Source organism: uncultured Chitinophaga sp. (assembly GCF_937874145.1).
Taxonomy (GTDB): domain Bacteria; phylum Bacteroidota; class Bacteroidia; order Chitinophagales; family Chitinophagaceae; genus Chitinophaga.
Genome location: NZ_CALNBI010000508.1, coordinates 1 through 17,032, shown reverse-complemented (window position 1 = coordinate 17,032; position 17,032 = coordinate 1). Strand labels below are relative to the sequence as shown.

Here is a 17,032-nt window from a genome sequence, read left to right as displayed (position 1 = left end):
GCAGCAGGGAACTGGTAAAAGCGTTGCCCGCGCCGTTGCCCGTAAGGCCGCCGCCGTTGCCGCGCTGCTTCTGGCCGAGCGCTGCGAACAGCTGGCCGCTGATGCGCAGGCGGTCGGTAGGCATGAGGTTCAGCTGCATGTTGGCGATGTACTTGTTGAACCCGGTATTCTTGATGATACCCTGGTTCATCTGGTACGAGAGGTTCGCCTTGTAGTTCATTTTTGAGTTGCCGCCGCTGATCTGCAGGTTGTTGTTGGAGTTGATGGTACGCTGGTAGAAAAGCCCCTGCCAGTCGGTACTGTTGTTGTAAAACCCGTTCAGGCTATCTGACAGGAACTGCGCGTTGGCGAACTGTTGCTTTGCCAGGAAGTCGTATTCGCTGTGGTTCAGAATCGTGTATGTCCGGAAATCCCTTTCCAGGTTACCGCCCTGCACTGGCCGCAGCTGGGGCGGGGTGTTGAGGAAAATGCTGTTGTTCAGGTTGATGATGGGAACGGCCGAGTTACCGCGGCGCGTCGTGATCACGATTACGCCGTTGGCCCCGCGGGAGCCATACAACGAAGCCGCCTGCGCATCCTTGAACACCTCGATCGATTCGATATCTTCTGGAGGCAGCAGCGAAAGCGGGCCCGTGGCCGCGCCGGGCTGGAGCATCGACTGGTCGATACCGCCGTCATAATCTACCGGAACGTTGTCGATTACCAGCAAGGGGTTGGAGCTGGAAAGGAAAGCCTCGTCGCCGCCGCCGGAAATATTCAGCTGGGAAATACCGCGGATATTGATGGAACCGCCGAAACCCGGCGCACCGCTGATATTCTGGATGTTCATCCCTGCCACTTTACCCTGCAGCAACTGCTCCAGGTTGGTCACCGGTACGTCCTGGATATCTTTCTTATTGATCATGGATACCGCACCCGTCACCGTTTCCTTGCTGCGCGTCTGGTAACCCACGATCACGGATTCTTTCAGGAATTTTTCGGCGGGCGACAACGCCACGTTCAGTTCGGCCTTGCTGGCTTTGAGCACCCTGTCTTCATACCCGATAAAACGGAACAACAGGTTTTTATTCAGTTCAATTGTGACGGTATAATTACCGTTGGGATCTGTCACGGCAAGACCTTTCTTCAGGTCGGCATCCACGATGCTCACGCCGGGAATCCCCGAATGCGACTGCGCATCCGTGACCCTCCCCTTGATCGTGATCTTCTGCTGCGCCAGGGCTATGCCGCAGGCCAGGAGCAGAAAGACCGTACAAAGCGCCACCGCTTTGGGATATATATTTCGCATATCAGTTTCTTTTTTACTTGGTGTTTACGAAATCAGTCGTCTTCGAATTTGGGCGTCTGCCGGAATTTGACGGCAATGGTCCATTCCCCGGGCTCGAGGATGGCAAACTTCAGGGCTACAAAGCCCAGCTCCTGCCGGCCGAAGTTCACGCGCTTGAAATCGAAATAAACCGTAGCCATGTCCAGCCCGCCTGAAACATCCGTCAGCACCGGGAAAGGGTTCGGGATGTCGTAGGTAACGATGGTGCTGTCCTGGTCGAACCGGCGGTTAAAACCGAATTCCACCTGGGTGTTGGCCATGGGGCTGTAATAGTACATGCTGTCCCAGCGCTGCACATCGAACACGGTCAGGGGAATGACGGAAGAATCGCGGTTAAAGAACCGGAAAGAAACCGTATTGGCGGCGTCGCCGGTTTTCACGAAAAACACGTCCACGCTGTCTTTGGGCAGTACGCGCTGCATGTAGTCGCGGACGTTCCTCGTATCATGTGCTTTCACCACGCCACCGCTGGTCAGCGGTTTCTGGATGCCGGTGATATCGTCGTGGGTGTAAGGCTCAAAAGGGTGCGGGCGGCGCAGGTCTAGCATCAGGTTGGAGAACAGGCGCTCCCCGCCGTTGTTCTTCACCCGGACATCGAAGTAATACACGCCGTAAGGCACCGTCAGCGAATCCACGTTCCAGAAGATGATCTCCCCGGAATTCTCCCGGATGTCGAGAATGGGGCGCTTGGTGGTGAAGGTTTTGTCATAGATCTCCTGGATGGATTTCTCGTTGCCGCTGTACCAGGTCTTCCATTGCCGCGTGTCTACCAGGGCGCGGAGCTGGGGCGCGGGCGACTTATCGCCGCTGCGCACGTTCTCGATCGTGAAAGTGAGCGGCTGGGTGGAATAGTCGGCGTTGAACACGTTGATGAAAGCATTGTTCTCGCCAAGGGTGGCGACGAATGTTTCAGTCGTGTAGTTCATGTTATTGCTGAGGTGATCCTTTTCGTCGGGAATCAAATTCTTGTAACAGCCGGTAACACCCGCCAGCAGGGCCAGCAGCGGTGCGGCAAAGAATATGCGCCTCAGTTCTCGTGTTGTTTTCTTTTGCATGCGGACTGTTTTTATTGGGCGATGAATTTGATTTGATACAGGTTGAAACCGGCATCGCCATTCACATATTTCAGGATGTGGCGGCCTGCGGTAAGGTGTACGATAGGACCGTCAAAGTCTTTATAAGTGCCGTACGCGCCCGTAACGGGCACAGCAACCGTTCCGGTAATATCCACGCCATCCACTTCCAGGCGCAGTTTGCCGGCAGCGCCGGTGCCGCTGGTGCGGAATACGATGCGGTAATCGCCGTCCTGTTTCACATCCACGGAATAGGTAAGCCATTCGCCCTTCACGCCGTGGCTGATAGCGAAAGTGCCGGGCCTTTCATTCACTTTTTCACAGTCGGGCCCTTCAAACACGCGGTGCTCCGCTCTGCCGTTGGCTTTGTTGCCTTCGTCGGAATCGAAATAGGATTCATTGGGCAGCCCGAAATCGAATTCCGTGGCGAAGATCTCACCCGGGATGCTGTGGGGCTGGATGTTGTAGGGCACTCTGTCCATAGGAATGAACGCAAACCTGCCGGCGTTGTAACCGCCTGTTTCCAGGTAGTGGTACAGCGTGCTGATGCCTTCCGTCAGCTGGATATTATCCACCATCAGCGTCCTCCAGTTCTGGTATCCGCCGGATTTCGGCACCACCATGCTGCCGGAAACATTCACGTCGTCTACCTCGATGCGCAGGCGCCCGTGGTCGTTGGGAGATGCCACCTTGCAATACAGGCGGTAGCGGCCGGTATGGTTCACCTGCACGGTAAACCGCAGCCACTCGCCGATGTTGGTGTAACCGGTATTATACAAACCTTCGCTGCAATTGTCCAGGTCCACCCCCTCGTCTTTCCGGAAAGAAGAAGTTCCTCTCGCAGCGATTTCATTGTCGTGATAAGCGAGCCCTTCGCCGCCGTGGTCATAGTAACCCAGCTCGATATGCCCCGGAATGGGCAGCGGATTGGCGAAATAAGGCCGGCGAACGGGCGGGTACGACATGCGGGAGAAGGAAGAGAACCCGAAGATGTGCTTCGGCTCCAGCATATGCGCGATCCCCGAAAGGGTTTTCAGGTTGGCGGCTTCCGTGGTCGCCATCACCCAGTTCTTCATGATGCGGCTTTCGTTCTTGTCCGAAAACTGGATCACCGTAGACCCGCCGCTTTCGATGCCCGAAGCCGTGGTGATGATCGCCTTACCGTTCATTTCATACCCGTAAGGCGTTACCAGGTTCATACCATCCGCATAACGCAAAGTATCCAGGTCGTAACTGCCTTCGAGCATGTAGCGGGAAAGCAGGGTATCCCAAATACCCAGACGGATGCTGTCCACCGTCCAGTTGCCGGGATCGCCGCGTTTCTCGCGGGTGAAATTGACGTCGTACATCGCCGCTTTGATGGAAAAATCCTGCGGAACGAAGAAGGTTACGTTGCCGGATTTCAGCTTCTCGGCCAAACCGGTTTTATCGAGCAGATAGATAAGTGTATCGTACAAGCCGCCTTTGTTGGCGCTTTTGATGAAGTCGTAAGTCGACATGTTCACTTCCCGCGTCGGCTGCATGTCGCGGTATTCGACATTCTTTTTCTCGCAGGAAAAAGTGGCGGCCAGCAAAGTGGCGGCGAGAAGCGGGATACTGAAGGAAAACTTTTTCATTTGTCCGGTTTTTACTTCCAGTAATTGGTTTGGATCAGTTTGGGATTGAGGCTGAGCGCTGCGCGGGAAACAGGCCAGTAGATGGCGCCGTTGTCAACATCCGCCTGCGAAAGACCGGTGAATTCAGGCACTTTGCCGAAAGTCACCAGGTCGTACCAGAGCCAGCCTTCGCCGATGAGCTCGCGGCGGCGCTCCCGGAAGATTTCATCCAGCAGCTGCTCTTCCGAGACGGTATTGAGTACCGGCGTGAGGTTGCGGTTGCCCCGGCGGTCGTTCAGCAGGGTCAGCGCCCCGGAGAAGTTGCCTGTCCGCAACTGGCACTCGGCCTGGAGCAGCAACAATTCCTCGTAACGGAATACCACGATGGCGGAATTGAAGAACCGCAGCGTAGGGTTCTTCACCGCGTCGTTCAGCATCTTGATCTTGTAGAACATCGGCTGCATGGAACCCATGTCGGTGAAGAAGGTCGTAAGGCGCAGGTCCGAAGCCAGGGGGAAGATGTTCAGGATGCTGTCTTTGGTCACGTACATTTCCGCTTCCTTCTTGGACACATCCGGCGCGCGAAGCGTCCAGTTTTCAATTTGCCCCGTCGTTGAAATTTCCGCGTGGTCGAAGTTCATATCCAGCTGGAAGATGTTCTCGTTCCTGCGGCCGCGGAATGTTCCGCTGTTGCTGACAAGGTCGGTAACGCTTACTATGTTGTAACCAGTCTTGCTCCCGTTGTCGCGGATCACCTGGATGATATCCAGCGCGCCCTGGTAGTCTTTCTGCCATACCCGGATGTGCGCCTGCAGCGTCAGTCCCGCGCCTTTGGTAGCCAGGATGCTGCGCCAGTGGCTGATACCCTGGCCACGGTAGTTACCGGTCTGTTCCGGGTGGGTGCCGTCGAACTGCCAGGGCAGCTTCGCGATGGCGTTGGTGGCTTCGTTGAACGCAAATTCCAGCACTTCGTTCTGGGGTGTCCGCGGAAGGGTGGCGAAATCGCCCTGCCCTACTTCGGTGATCAGGGGCACATCGCCCCATACGCGCACCATGTAGAAGTAGGTAAATGCACGGATGTAACGCACCTGCGCGAGGTCCAGCTCCATTTCGGTCCTGGAATAACGCTCGTCCAGCGCGGGGATGCCGGGCAGCTTGGCGATGGCCAGGTTACATTGGGCGATGGTGGCGTAGAACTTGCGCCAGTCGCGCCAGGTATCCATCGTCACATAGTTCGAGGTGAGCCGGTTGTTGCGCACGGCCTGGAGGTCGCCGCGCTTGGTGATGGTGAATTGCCCGGCCCGCAGCTCACCGTGCGCCCAGTATGCGTTTTCGTTGCACATGGCGGCGCGGAGCAGTCCGTAACAGGCGAAGCTGCCTGCCCACGCGTCGTTCTTCGTCGCCCACATATTCTCTTCCGTTACGGCGCGGGTGCTTTCGATGTCCAGCATATTTTTGCAGGACGACCAGCCGGCGGCCATCAATACAACGAGGCCGCCTATCCATATTTTTCGCATGAGATTGCTTTTTTGCATTAGAACTGTAAGTTGAAGCCCATCGTGAAACTCTTAGGCTGTGCCCAGTTGTATCCGCCCTGGTCGTACCCGAAGTAGCTGAATGCCTCGGGGTCGCCACCGCGGTAGCGCGTCCAGGTCAGCAGGTTGTTGCCGGTTACGTAAAGGCGCAGCATCTGCATGCCGCGTTCCTTCAGCCAGGCGCTGCGGAAATTATAGGTAAAGGTCACCGAGCGCAGGCGCACGTAAGAAGCGTCTTCCAGGAAGAGCGTCTGGTTCACCTGGTAAGGGCTCACGGCGCTCCAGGGATTGTAACGGGGAACGCGGTCGAGGTCGCCTTCCGGCTCCGCCCAATAGAATACCTCCTTCACGGCCCCAATATCATCCGCGCCTTCGCGGTTCGCGAAATCGAAACGCGCGGCGAGGCTTTCGTTGATCAGCTTCCGGCCGAAAGCATAGCTGAGCAGGAAGTTCAGCTCCAGGTTGCGGTAACGGACCGTGTTGGCCCATCCGCCCTGTACTTTCGGGTTGTGCGAGCCCTCCATGATCCGGTCGTTATCATCGATAACGTTATCCCCGTTCTGGTCTACCCAATGCGGATCGCCGCCTTTCATGGCGATACCCTGGTAAGTCATGCCCGAAGGAACATCCGCGTCCGTAGCATAGATGCCTTCGTTTTGCAGCAGCCAGAACCGGTCAACGGGCTTGCCCACCTCGAAGCGGCGGTTGCCGAGCACCACGGATTGCTGCCCGCCCGGAAGGGCCAGCAGCTGGCTGCGGTTGAAGGATGCGTTCAGCGCGGAAGACCATGCGAGATCTTTCTGCTGAAGAATGGTCGCCTCCAGCGTCAGTTCCACGCCGGAATTGCGGATATCCATCCCGTTCTGCCACATCCCGGAATACCCGTATTCCTGGGTCACCGGCACTTTCAGGAGCATGTCGCGGTCGGTACGGGCGTACACGTCCACCGAAGCGCGGATGCGGTCTTTCATGAAACCGAAATCCAGGCCGCCGTTCGGCTGGTCGGTATAGGCCCAGCCGATGCCGGGGGCAACGTAGCCCAGTTCGTAAGCGGCGTTGAGGACGGGGTAAGCGTTGTAGGTCGACAGGTTGGGGGTTCCCTCCCATCCTACCTCCACGTTATACACCGGCCCTCCATTATAATAATCGAGCGAGAAGAGCTTGCCCATGCGGCCCGCGCTGCCGCGGAGGCGCAATGTGCTGAGGGTTTTGGATTCCCTGAGGAAGTTCTCTTTTGAAATGTTCCAGGACGCCGTGGCGGTGGGGAACATCTTCCAGCGATTATCTTCAGTCACGTTGGAGCTGCCGTCCTGCCGCAGGTACAGGCTTACGCTGTATTTATCCTTATAATCATACCCGATATTCCCGTAGAAACTGGCCAGCGCTGCGCGGATGCGGTCTTTGAAGTTGGCGGTGAGGCGCAGGTTGTGCGAGCCGTTGTTCGGATCGCCGGGGGAACTGGGCTGGTAGATCTTGATATAATCGCTCTTGCCGCGGTAAGCCTTGCCGTACATGTAGCGCCAGCGGTCCCACTGGTTGTACTGGCCGGCAGTTACCACCAGGCGGTGGTGCTTGCCGAAGTAGCGGTTGAACTCCACCGAATTATCCAGCGTCATGCGGGTTTGCAGGCCGTCGAAGTTGTTGGCGAAGTTATTCCCGTCGTTCACCGTGCTGGGGATGAACAGGTCACGGAAATTCTGGCCGTAATCGATGGAGAAACGCGAGTTGAATTTGAAGTGCGGCGAGAAAGTATACGTCAGGTTGTTGAGCACGCGCACATTGGTGTTGCGGTTGCGGTCAACGCCTTCTTCGAGATAATTATAATATTCATCCAGCAACGTTTTGTTGGGGGAAGGCGGACGGTCGAGGTTAAGGATGTAATCCTGGTCGCCCATCCGGTCGCGCAGCGACTGGTTGCGCTTGCGGTTGATCATGCCCGCGCTGAGGTAGGTGCTCCAGTCGAGGCGTTTCACCGGGGTGATATTGATCCCGAAGTTGACGTTGTATCGGCGCATGAGGGTATTGTCCTGCCCCTGCAACGTGGATTGCCCTACGCCGAACCGGAAGCTGGCCAGGCGGGTACCGCCGCTGACGCCGGCGTGCAGGCCGGTCATGAGCCCGTTTCGGTAATAGGATTCGTCCCAGTCGGCCGCACCATAATATTGTGCGTTGGTGGAATCCGCGAGGTACGCCGGGAAGCTGCGGTATTGTTCCGCGGTGGCGTATTTATCGTAGAACGGCAGCCGGAAGTCGCGTTCCCAGCGGCCGTTGATTACTTTGAGGGTAGGTTTGAGGGAGAGGCCTGCGTAGCCGTTCACTTCCACGCGGAGCTCGCCGGTGCGGGGCCCGCGGGTGGAGATTTCGATGACGCCGGCGGAAGCGGCGGGACCGTATTTCGCGGTGGCGCCTGCGTCTTTGAGAACGGAAATGCTGCGGATGTCGTTCACATCGATGAAAGCGAGGGGATCGATTTCTGTTCCGATGCGGTTGAAATCGAAGCGCTGGATATCGTAGGCAAACGCGTGATCGTACTGGAGCGGCATGCCATCCACTACGTACAGGGGTTGCGCGGCGAAGATGTCGCCGTTCTTCAGGAGCAGGCCGGAGGCGCCGCGGATGAAGATGGCGTTGCGCTTGCCGGGTTCGGCGCTGGGAATGCGGACGTCCACGCCGGTGGCGCGGCCTGCCAGCACGGAATTGATCCCGATATAGGGCAGTTTGCGCGCCTGGTCGAGATCCGGGGAGGAAGTGGCGCCCAGTTGGCGGAGCATCATTTCCGTATTCCGGATATAACCGGCAGAGTCGAGATTGGAAACCGGGAGTTGCTTGAGCCGCTCGGTGGCATCATTGGAGACGGACTTGGTGCTGTCCGACTTGCTGAAGACCTTTTTCTGAGCGGCTGCGCCGGTTCCCATCAGCAACAGCGCGAGCAGGAATGCCTGCTTTTTGCGGGTACATGGGTAGAAATATGTCATATGGAGCAATTGGTTTTTTTAAGCATAGAATACCCAGGCCCGCCGTTGCGGAGCAATGGCAGGATACGGCAAAGCAATGCCTGGACGGGCCGTTTGGGCCGTCATGGGTAATGTATGCCGTCTAGGTTACTGATGATAGATACGAGTGGACCCTCTGGTGCGTACCGGTTAAACCCTCCGGCTTCTCCATCTCCGTAGTGGCAGGCGCGGGTTGGCGCGCGTGCGTTGCTGTTACATCCTCATTTCGATTTAGGGGCCGGCGGTAAACCGGGTCAGGGGGTTATCCGAAGGTGCGGATCAATCTGGCCGCTGGTGTAAAAATGTGCATGTTTTAAACGTGGTTTGAATTATGAAGGGATAATCATCCATTCTTTCCGAAAAATGATCTGCGCGATATACAAGTTGGAATGAAGATACATCGGCAGAATATTCCCGTCAAGCATAGAGGGCATTTTGCATACAAATTAAACATCAAATGTTAAAGTTTCTTAAAAATCCAGCAAAATCACATAACATTTGATCGTAATGGCAGTTTAAAAGTATTTAAATTGCTTTATTTTATCTGCATTTGCAGTATTATTTTAATGTTAACGAAAGGTTTTTGAATAGGATGAAAGGATTGATAATTTCCGCGTCGGCATTTTCATCTAAAGAAATCGATTTCATTTTGAAAAATAGTGGGGAAGGTAGAATTATCAAATGCTGAACCACCATCCAGCAAAGGATTTCCACGATTAAAGCATATAATGATTGCATATGAAAGCAGATTTTCGATAAGCGTCATAAATACACGCTACACTTTGCTAAATCTTACCGGCGGCGGGTTACAGCGAAATCTAACCCATTAAAATAATACCAAGTTTTCGCAATCGAGTACCATAAAATTTTTCTGATATCTTGTCCGGATTTATTGCGCGGACGGCACTATATTGAAAAACAATGCAACCCATGAAAAAATTTATGCTCCTGATCCGGGAAGACTTATCGCGGCTCGCGGAAATGACCGAAGACGAGCTACAGGCCGATATCGCGGAAATGACCGCCTGGGCCGAAGCGCTCGCCGCCAAAGGGCACCTGCTTTCCGGCGAGCCCCTCGAACCGGATACCCGCTACCTGCGCAAAAACCACATCGCGTCCGACGGGCCTTTCGCCGAATCCCGCGAATCGATTTCCGGGTACTTCCTTATCGAAGCGGAAGACCTTGACCATGCCGCCCGCATCGCCGCCACCTGTCCTCCCCTCCGGGAAGATAAAATCGCCATAGAAGTCCGACCTTTGATGATCTATGCCTGATGCGGCCGACATATCACTAAACGCCCTCCTGCAGCGGCTCTACCGCCAATGTTTCGGGAAAATGACCGGTCACCTCCTGTTTATGGACAGTTCGTTGACCCTGGCCGACGCGGAAGACATGGTGCAGGAGGCGTTCACTTCCGCGGCGGCCACCTGGCCCCGCCAGCTCCCCGCGCAGCCGGAAGCCTGGCTGTACGGGGCCGTGCGCAATTTGAGCCGGAGGCGCCTGGCCCGCAAGCCGCCCGTCATACCCCTAACCCACCTCCCCAACGCTCCCGCGCCGGAAGGCCCTCCTGCCAACGGCGACCTCGAACTGCTGCGGCTCCTTTTCGCCTGCATGCATGCGAAATTCCCGCCCAAAGTGCAGCTCATCACGGCTTTGCGGTATGTTTTCAGTTTGCAGGTGCAACAGATCGGCGAGCTGCTCGGCATGGAAGCCGACAGCATTTCCAAAGTACTCTACCGCCAGCGGCAACAGCTCCGCGCGGGCGATATCGCCTTCCGATCGGGTTTTGTATGGTGGAGCGCGGAGAAAGTACAGCTCGCCCTCAAAGCGCTGTATATCATTTTCACCGAAGGCTGGAAAATACAGGACGAATCCCTGTGCGAAGACGCCCTCAGCCTCACCCGCGAAACCATCCGCCGGGCGCGGGTTTGCGTCCCCGATGCCAAAGCGCTCTATGCCCTTATGCTCTTCCAGCTTTCGCGCTGGAATGCGCGCACCGGGCCCATGGGCGAGCTGCTGGAGCTGGAGCACCAGGACCGCGCCGCCTGGAACCACGACATGATCCGCGTGGCCACCGGTTACCTCAAACAGGCGGCCGTCGCCAGCGCCGGGAGCCCTTACCACTTCGAAGCGTCGATCGCGTACTTCCATGCCACGGCGGCATCGTTTTCCGCTACGCCCTGGCTGCAGATCGCCGGGTTATACCGGCAGCTGTCGGCACTGGCGCCCTCGCCCTTCATTACCCTCAATCACGCCATCGCGCTGCATTTCGCGGGGCAAACGCGCGCCGCTTTGGAGATGCTGGCGGCACTCGAAAAGGACACGTTTATGCGGCACCATCATCTCTTGCACGCTACGCTGGCACGGATACACGCCGACCAGGGCCATCCCTCCGCCGCCCTTCTCCATTACCGGAAGGCATTGCAAGGCAAACCCACCGCCGCGGAAGCCGCGTTCATCCGCACACGCATTGCGGGCATTCTCGGGACAAAGTCCTGAAACGCCGGCACACCAAAGCGCTGACGTTTCGATATACGCAATTACTCCCGGGCGCGCTCACGAATATGACGCTCAAACGCGCCATGCGCTTGATTCAAGTAAAAGTTGAAGTGCTCATATCCTTTGCAGATCAGCGTTTTATACTAAATAAAGACGAAAAACCAATACCCGCGCGGATTTTTATTTATTCACTGTGTCTAACATTTTTTTTCTGTTGTGCCCCGGCCCATTATTTTTGCACCATGCAACGCTTCCAGCACCAATCCGTAGTTATCACAGGCGCCACGTCCGGCATCGGCAAGGCGCTCGCCCTCGCATTTCTCCGTGCAGGCGCCAACGTTTCCGTATGCGGTCGCAAAGAGGAAACCCTCCGCGCCCTGCAGGCCGAAGCGCCCGCATTACATGTTTTCAGGGCCGATGTGAGCCGTGAGGAGGATTGCCGGGATTTTATCGGGAGCGTGCTGGAAAAGTTCGGGAAGATCGACATTCTCATCAACAACGCAGGCATCTCTATGCGCGCCCTCTTCCGGGACGCTACGCCGGATGTGCTGAAGACGTTGATGGACATTAACTTCTGGGGCACGGTGTATTGCACCAAATACGCCCTGCCGTCTATCCTCGCCCAGAAAGGCACCGTGGTAGGCGTGAGCAGCATCGCGGGGTACCGTGGGTTGCCGGGCAGGACGGGTTATTCCGCCTCGAAGTTCGCCATGCAGGGGTTCCTCGAAGCATTGCGGACGGAAAATCTCCATACAGGCGTGAACGTGATGTGGGTATGCCCGGGATTTACCGCCTCCAATATCCGGAACACCGCGCTGGACAAGAGCGGCCGCTCGCAGCAGGAAACCCCGCTGGACGAAGGCAGCCTCATGAGCGCGGCAACCGTTGCCGAACACACGCTCAACGCCATCGCCAAACGAAAACGGACGCTGGTTTTGACTTCGCAGGGAAAGCTCACCGTTTTGTTAAGCAAACTGTTCCCCGGGCTGACGGACAAACTGGTCTTCAACCACTTCCGGAAAGAACCCGGTTCGCCCCTCTCCTGACGAGTCTGGCCCCGCTTTTGCACCAGCTTACAATTATTCCTTTTTTTTAATCATTGCACTGAAATAATGCCTTTCTTTGCAGGGATCAAACCCCTGTTACAGAACGAGCTTCGGTTGAACTCATTATGCCCATCGTTACGCTGACATCAGACATTGGATTGCAGGATTACCTGACAGGCGCTATAAAAGGCCTGCTGCTGCAGCATTGTCCGAATGCCCAGGTCGTGGACATCTCGCACCACATCTCGCCCTTCAACCTGCCGCAGGCTACCTACATCTGCCGCAGCGCTTTCCGCTACTTCCCGGCAGACACCTGCCACCTCGTGCTCAACAACCTGTTCGACCGCAAGACCGACTTCATCCTGCTGGCGCGCCACCAGGGGCAGTATATCTGTTGTGCAGACAATGGCCTGCTTACCATGATCGCCGGCGGCATGCCCGAAGAAGTACACCGTATCTCCATCGCTTCGCTGGAAATCCGCAACACCCTGGGGATCGTGACGGTTATGGCCCAGTCGCTGGCCCGCCTTTTCGGTGGCGAAACGCCTGCGCAGATCGGTACGCCGGCAACGGACATCGTCGTGAAGAACAACCTGCAGCCGCTTACCGGTGAAGACTATATCGAAGGGCAGATCCTCCACATCGACAACTTCGAGAACGTGGTGGTCAACATCACCCGCGAGCAGTTCCATGCCCAGCGCAACGGGCGCCGCTTCGCCATCTTCTTCCGGCGCGACGAGATGATCACCCATCTCAGCGAAACCTACGCCGACGTGGCCGAGGGCCAGAAGCTCGCGCTCTTCAACGCCGCGGGCTACCTCGAAATCGCCGTGAACAAGGGCAATGCCGCGGGCCTCTTCGGCCTGCAGGGCTTCAGGAGAGATCAGCTGCAACAGGGGGCTTACCAACAACTGTCTTTCTACCAGACCGTCAGAATCCTCTTTGAATGATGATCCGAATCGTACAACTCACCTTCGCCGACGCGCACTGCACCGGTTTCGAAGCCCTTTTCGAGACCCTCCGCAACGATATCCGCCAATTTCCCGGATGTTCCCACCTCGAACTGTGGAAAGACCGCTCCCGGCCGGGCGTTTATTGCACCTACAGCATCTGGTCGGGCCCCGACGCCCTGGACGCCTATCGCCACTCCGATTTGTTTGCCCAAACATGGTCTACCATAAAACCCTGGTTCTCAGCAAAACCCGACGCCTGGAGCCTCGACCGCATCGCTTCCGCAAACTTGTGAATATGTTAAAATATTTATAAAAAGTTAAAACTGTACCGGCGGTTACCTTAATTGCTTAGATTTTCTATTTTTGTCGGAATTACCTAAAATCGACTTATGCATTTTAACAGGATTAATAACATTACAGGCTGGATCGTGTGTATTATCGCCTGTGTTGTTTATTTAATGACTATGGAAGCCACGGGAAGCCTGTGGGATTGCGGTGAGTTTATCTCCGCGGCCTATAAAGTCCAGGTTCCCCACCCTCCCGGCGCACCCTTGTTCGTGCTGATCGGCCGGATCTTCACCTTGCCCTTCACGCCCGGAAACGCGGCTCTCGGCATCAACATCATGAGCGCCCTGGCCAGCGGGTTCACCATCCTGTTCCTTTTCTGGACCATCACCCACTTCGCCCGCCGCATCTATACCCAGAACGGCGCTGAGCTGACCAACAGCCAGCTGATCGTGGTAATGGGCGCCGGCGCCGTAGGTGCCCTGGCCTACACTTTCTCCGATTCTTTCTGGTTCTCCGCCGTGGAAGGCGAAGTATACGCCATGTCTTCCCTCTTCACCGCCGTGGTTTTCTGGGCGATGCTGAAGTGGGAGCATGCGGCAGATACCGAAACCGGCGACCGCTGGATCGTGCTCATCGCTTACCTGATGGGGCTTTCTATCGGCGTCCACCTGCTCAACCTGCTGACCATCCCGGCCATGGTGCTGATCTGGTACTTCAAGAAAAGCAAGAAAATCTCCGGATGGGGCGCTTTCTGGGCTTTCGTGATCGGATGCCTCATCACCGGCGCCCTGCAGAAGTTCGTGATCCAGGATACCATTAAAGTGGCCGGTATGATGGACGTTTACTTCGTGAACTCCCTCAGCCTTCCCTTCTTCTCCGGTTTCACCTTCTACTTTATCGGCATCCTCGCGCTGCTGGTGATCGGTTACTTCAAACCGAAAGTCGGCCTCTACGCTCCCCTCATCCTCATCGCCACCGTGCTGATCATCCCCGCCTTCCCCGAAGGTTCCAGCGGTGGGGCACGTGCGGCCAGGATCGTATTGGCCGTGGCCGTACTGGCCATCCCGTATCTCGTAAAGGCATTCGGTTCCAAAATCGATTACAACAAGCTGAAATATCCCCTGCAGCTCGTCAACGCCTGCATCTTCTTCCTCCTCATGGGCTACTCCACCTATATCACCACCATGATCCGTTCCTCCGCGAACCCCACGGTAGATATGTATAACGTGGACAACCCCGTTTCCCTCGTGGGCTACCTCGGCCGTGAACAATACGGCGACTTCCCGCTGATCTACGGCCAGGTGTTCACCGCCCGCCCGACGGAATACAAGGAAACCAATAATATTTACGCCCGTGCCGGCGACAAATACATCGTGGCCGGTAAAAAACAGGTGCCGGTATATGCTTCTGAAGATATGATGCTGTTCCCCCGCGTGTGGGACGCCTCCAACGACCAGGGGCACGCCGATTACTACAAGGCGTTCCTCGGACTGGCGGATGGTGAAAAACCCTCCTTCGGCGACAACATCCGGTTTTTCCTCGGTTACCAGGTATGGCACATGTACATCCGTTACTTCGGATGGAACTTCATCGGAAAGCAAAATGACACCCAGGGCTTCGGCAACCCGCGCGATGGCAACATGCTCTCCGGCATCACGCCGCTGGACAATATCTTCCTCGGCGACCAATCCGCAATGCCCGACAGCCTCAAGCACAACAAAGCACACAATACCTTCTTCTTCCTGCCTTTCCTCCTCGGCCTGATCGGATTCCTTTTCCATTACAGCCGCCACCGGAAAGACGCACTCATCGCAGGGCTCCTCTTCTTCTTCACCGGCCTCGCCATCGTTCTCTACCTCAACCAGGCCGGCAACCAGCCGCGTGAGCGAGACTACGCCTACGTAGGCTCCTTCTACGCCTTCGCCATCTGGATCGGCCTCGGCGTGATGAGCATCTTTACGTTCTTCGAAAAACGCAAACTGCCCGCAGCCGCCGTACTGGCCGTAGTGATCAGCCTCCTGGCCGCCCCCGTGCTCATGGCACAGCAGGGCTGGGACGATCACGACCGTTCCAAGAAAGTAATCGCCCGCGACGTAGCCAAAGATTACCTCGAATCCTGCGCGCCCAACGCCATCCTATTTACCGTGGGTGACAACGATACATACCCGCTCTGGTACGCCCAGGAAGTGGAGGGCGTCCGCCCGGATATCCGCGTGATCAACCTGAGCCTGCTGGGCGTGGACTGGTACATCGACCAGGCCCGCAACGCCACCAACCAGAGCCCGGCCATCCCCATGACGCTCAAGCCTGAACAATACCGCGGCGAAAACCGCAACTACCTGATGTTCTACGACAACGGGAAAGTACCGCAGGACCGCTTCTACAACCTGAAAGAAGTGATCGCGTTCCTCGGCGACGAAAGCGAAGGCGCCAAAGTGCCCCTGCAAACCGGCGAAAGAGTGAACTACCTGCCCACGCAGAAACTCTTTATCCCGGTAGACAAAGCCGCCGTGCTGGCCAATGGAACCGTGGATCCCGAAGACAGCGTTCGCATCGAAGCGCAGGTTCCCTTCCAGATCAGCAAACAAATGATCTTCAAGAACGACCTCGCCGTATACGACATCATCGCTACCAACGAATGGAAGCGCCCGATCTACTTCACTTCGCCGGTAGACCTCGGCTTCAACGACTTCCTGTCTGTTGAAGGCATGACCTACCGCCTGGTGCCCACGCGCCGCAATACGCCCGACCAGATGCTGCCCGGCCTGAACGACCAGGTAAACACCCGCCGCGCGTTCAACACCATCATGGAGAAATTCCAGTATGGCAGCGTAAATGTTCCCGGCGTTTACTTCGACGAGCCCAACCGCCGTATGCTCCAGACTGTCCGCAACGCCCACACCAAAGTGGCCGTAGCGCTGGTAAATGAAGGCAAGAAAGATAAAGCCCTCACGATCCTCGACCGCCAGGACACGATGTTCCTCCCCGGCAACATGCCTTACGCCGCAACCTCGCCCGGCAACATGCACAACCTCTGGAGCATGGAAATCGTGTACGCGTACTACCTCGCAGGCAACCCGAAGAAAGCGCAGGACATCTCCAGCCAGATCATCAAGGACCTGGATCAGCAAATGCGCTACTACCGCGCACTGCCGGCCTCCAAGTTCACCAACGACCTGCAGGACGACGCCCGCCGCGCCGAACAGTTCAAATCCATGCTGCAACAGTGGCAGCAACAGTTTGGTGCCGACAGCGCCAAACAACTGGAAGGCGGCCAGCAATTCGGCAACGCTCCCGCCCCCGCGGATTCGCAACAAAGCAAATAAGGTTCCATTCCAGGATAAAAAGAAAAAGCCGGTTGATGTACGTCAACCGGCTTTTCTGCTTAAAAACGAGCTCAATAGTTAGTTTTCGCACCCCGCATCCGCTGCCATACGTAAGCTGTTCCACAAGCCACCAACAGTATTGCAACACTTAACACGGCCAGTGTTTCATAAAAACCAATTATGGTATAACTCCATGAAGATGGTAAATAGTCACGGTTAAAAACGGTGTAGAGAATATAGATATTTTCAATCCATCCCGCGCCCGACAGTAGCAATAGATATACCACCGCCCCCCACACCGTTATATGTTTTCGTGCAATCAGCAAAGCCAACATTCCTGCAACGGCAAACAGCAAGAAAAGCGGGATTCCTATCAAGAAACTGAATGTCAGTCTG

The 17,032-nt window shown here is 56.2% G+C and carries 12 protein-coding genes; 6 read left to right on the top strand and 6 right to left on the bottom strand.

Going from position 1 to position 17,032, the window contains the following annotated elements; all coding sequences use genetic code 11:
* The 5 genes from Q0510_RS24195 to Q0510_RS24175 all read right to left on the bottom strand — a co-directional run.
* Positions 1–1,288, bottom strand: a 1,288-nt coding sequence (locus tag Q0510_RS24195) for a TonB-dependent receptor plug domain-containing protein (protein ID WP_298717690.1), incomplete at its 3' end; no start/stop codon positions are given.
* A 32-nt stretch (positions 1,289–1,320) separates the two neighbouring features.
* Positions 1,321–2,382 (bottom strand): DUF5007 domain-containing protein, encoded by a 1,062-nt coding sequence (locus Q0510_RS24190; protein WP_298717687.1) that lies wholly within the window; start codon positions 2,380–2,382, stop codon positions 1,321–1,323.
* Between the two features lie 11 nt (positions 2,383–2,393).
* Entirely contained in the window at positions 2,394–4,016 is a 1,623-nt protein-coding gene (locus tag Q0510_RS24185; protein ID WP_298717684.1) for a carbohydrate-binding protein, read from the bottom strand.
* Positions 4,017–4,027: 11 nt separating this feature from the next.
* Complete coding sequence (locus Q0510_RS24180) at positions 4,028–5,512, bottom strand: RagB/SusD family nutrient uptake outer membrane protein (protein WP_298717682.1); 1,485 nt, start codon at positions 5,510–5,512, stop codon at positions 4,028–4,030.
* Positions 5,513–5,529: 17 nt separating this feature from the next.
* The gene (locus Q0510_RS24175) at positions 5,530–8,505 is read right to left on the bottom strand and encodes a SusC/RagA family TonB-linked outer membrane protein (RefSeq protein WP_298717679.1); all 2,976 of its coding nucleotides are present in this window, start codon (positions 8,503–8,505) and stop codon (positions 5,530–5,532) included.
* Between the two features lie 948 nt (positions 8,506–9,453).
* Between Q0510_RS24175 and Q0510_RS24170 the strand changes: the two genes are divergently transcribed.
* From Q0510_RS24170 to Q0510_RS24145, 6 genes are all read left to right on the top strand, one after another.
* Positions 9,454–9,798 carry a YciI family protein gene (locus Q0510_RS24170; RefSeq protein WP_298717676.1) on the top strand — a complete coding sequence of 115 codons (345 nt, stop codon included), beginning with the start codon at positions 9,454–9,456 and terminating at the stop codon, positions 9,796–9,798.
* Positions 9,791–11,023 carry a DUF6596 domain-containing protein gene (locus Q0510_RS24165; protein ID WP_298717673.1) on the top strand — a complete coding sequence of 411 codons (1,233 nt, stop codon included), beginning with the start codon at positions 9,791–9,793 and terminating at the stop codon, positions 11,021–11,023. Before Q0510_RS24170 ends, Q0510_RS24165 begins: the two co-directional genes overlap by 8 nt.
* A 242-nt stretch (positions 11,024–11,265) precedes the next feature.
* The gene (locus tag Q0510_RS24160) at positions 11,266–12,069 is read left to right on the top strand and encodes an SDR family oxidoreductase (protein WP_298717670.1); all 804 of its coding nucleotides are present in this window, start codon (positions 11,266–11,268) and stop codon (positions 12,067–12,069) included.
* A gap of 125 nt (positions 12,070–12,194) precedes the next feature.
* Positions 12,195–13,019, top strand: coding sequence for an SAM-dependent chlorinase/fluorinase (locus tag Q0510_RS24155; protein WP_298717667.1), 825 nt, complete (start codon positions 12,195–12,197; stop codon positions 13,017–13,019).
* Complete coding sequence (locus tag Q0510_RS24150) at positions 13,016–13,315, top strand: antibiotic biosynthesis monooxygenase family protein (protein WP_298717664.1); 300 nt, start codon at positions 13,016–13,018, stop codon at positions 13,313–13,315. The genes Q0510_RS24155 and Q0510_RS24150 overlap by 4 nt, the downstream gene beginning before the upstream one ends.
* A gap of 171 nt (positions 13,316–13,486) precedes the next feature.
* Positions 13,487–16,636, top strand: a complete 3,150-nt coding sequence (locus tag Q0510_RS24145; protein WP_298717661.1) for a DUF2723 domain-containing protein — start codon at positions 13,487–13,489, stop codon at positions 16,634–16,636.
* Positions 16,637–16,707: 71 nt separating this feature from the next.
* Here the strand turns inward: Q0510_RS24145 and Q0510_RS24140 are convergent.
* Positions 16,708–17,032 (bottom strand): hypothetical protein (locus Q0510_RS24140; RefSeq protein ID WP_298717656.1); only part of this gene is annotated, 325 nt, incomplete at its 5' end.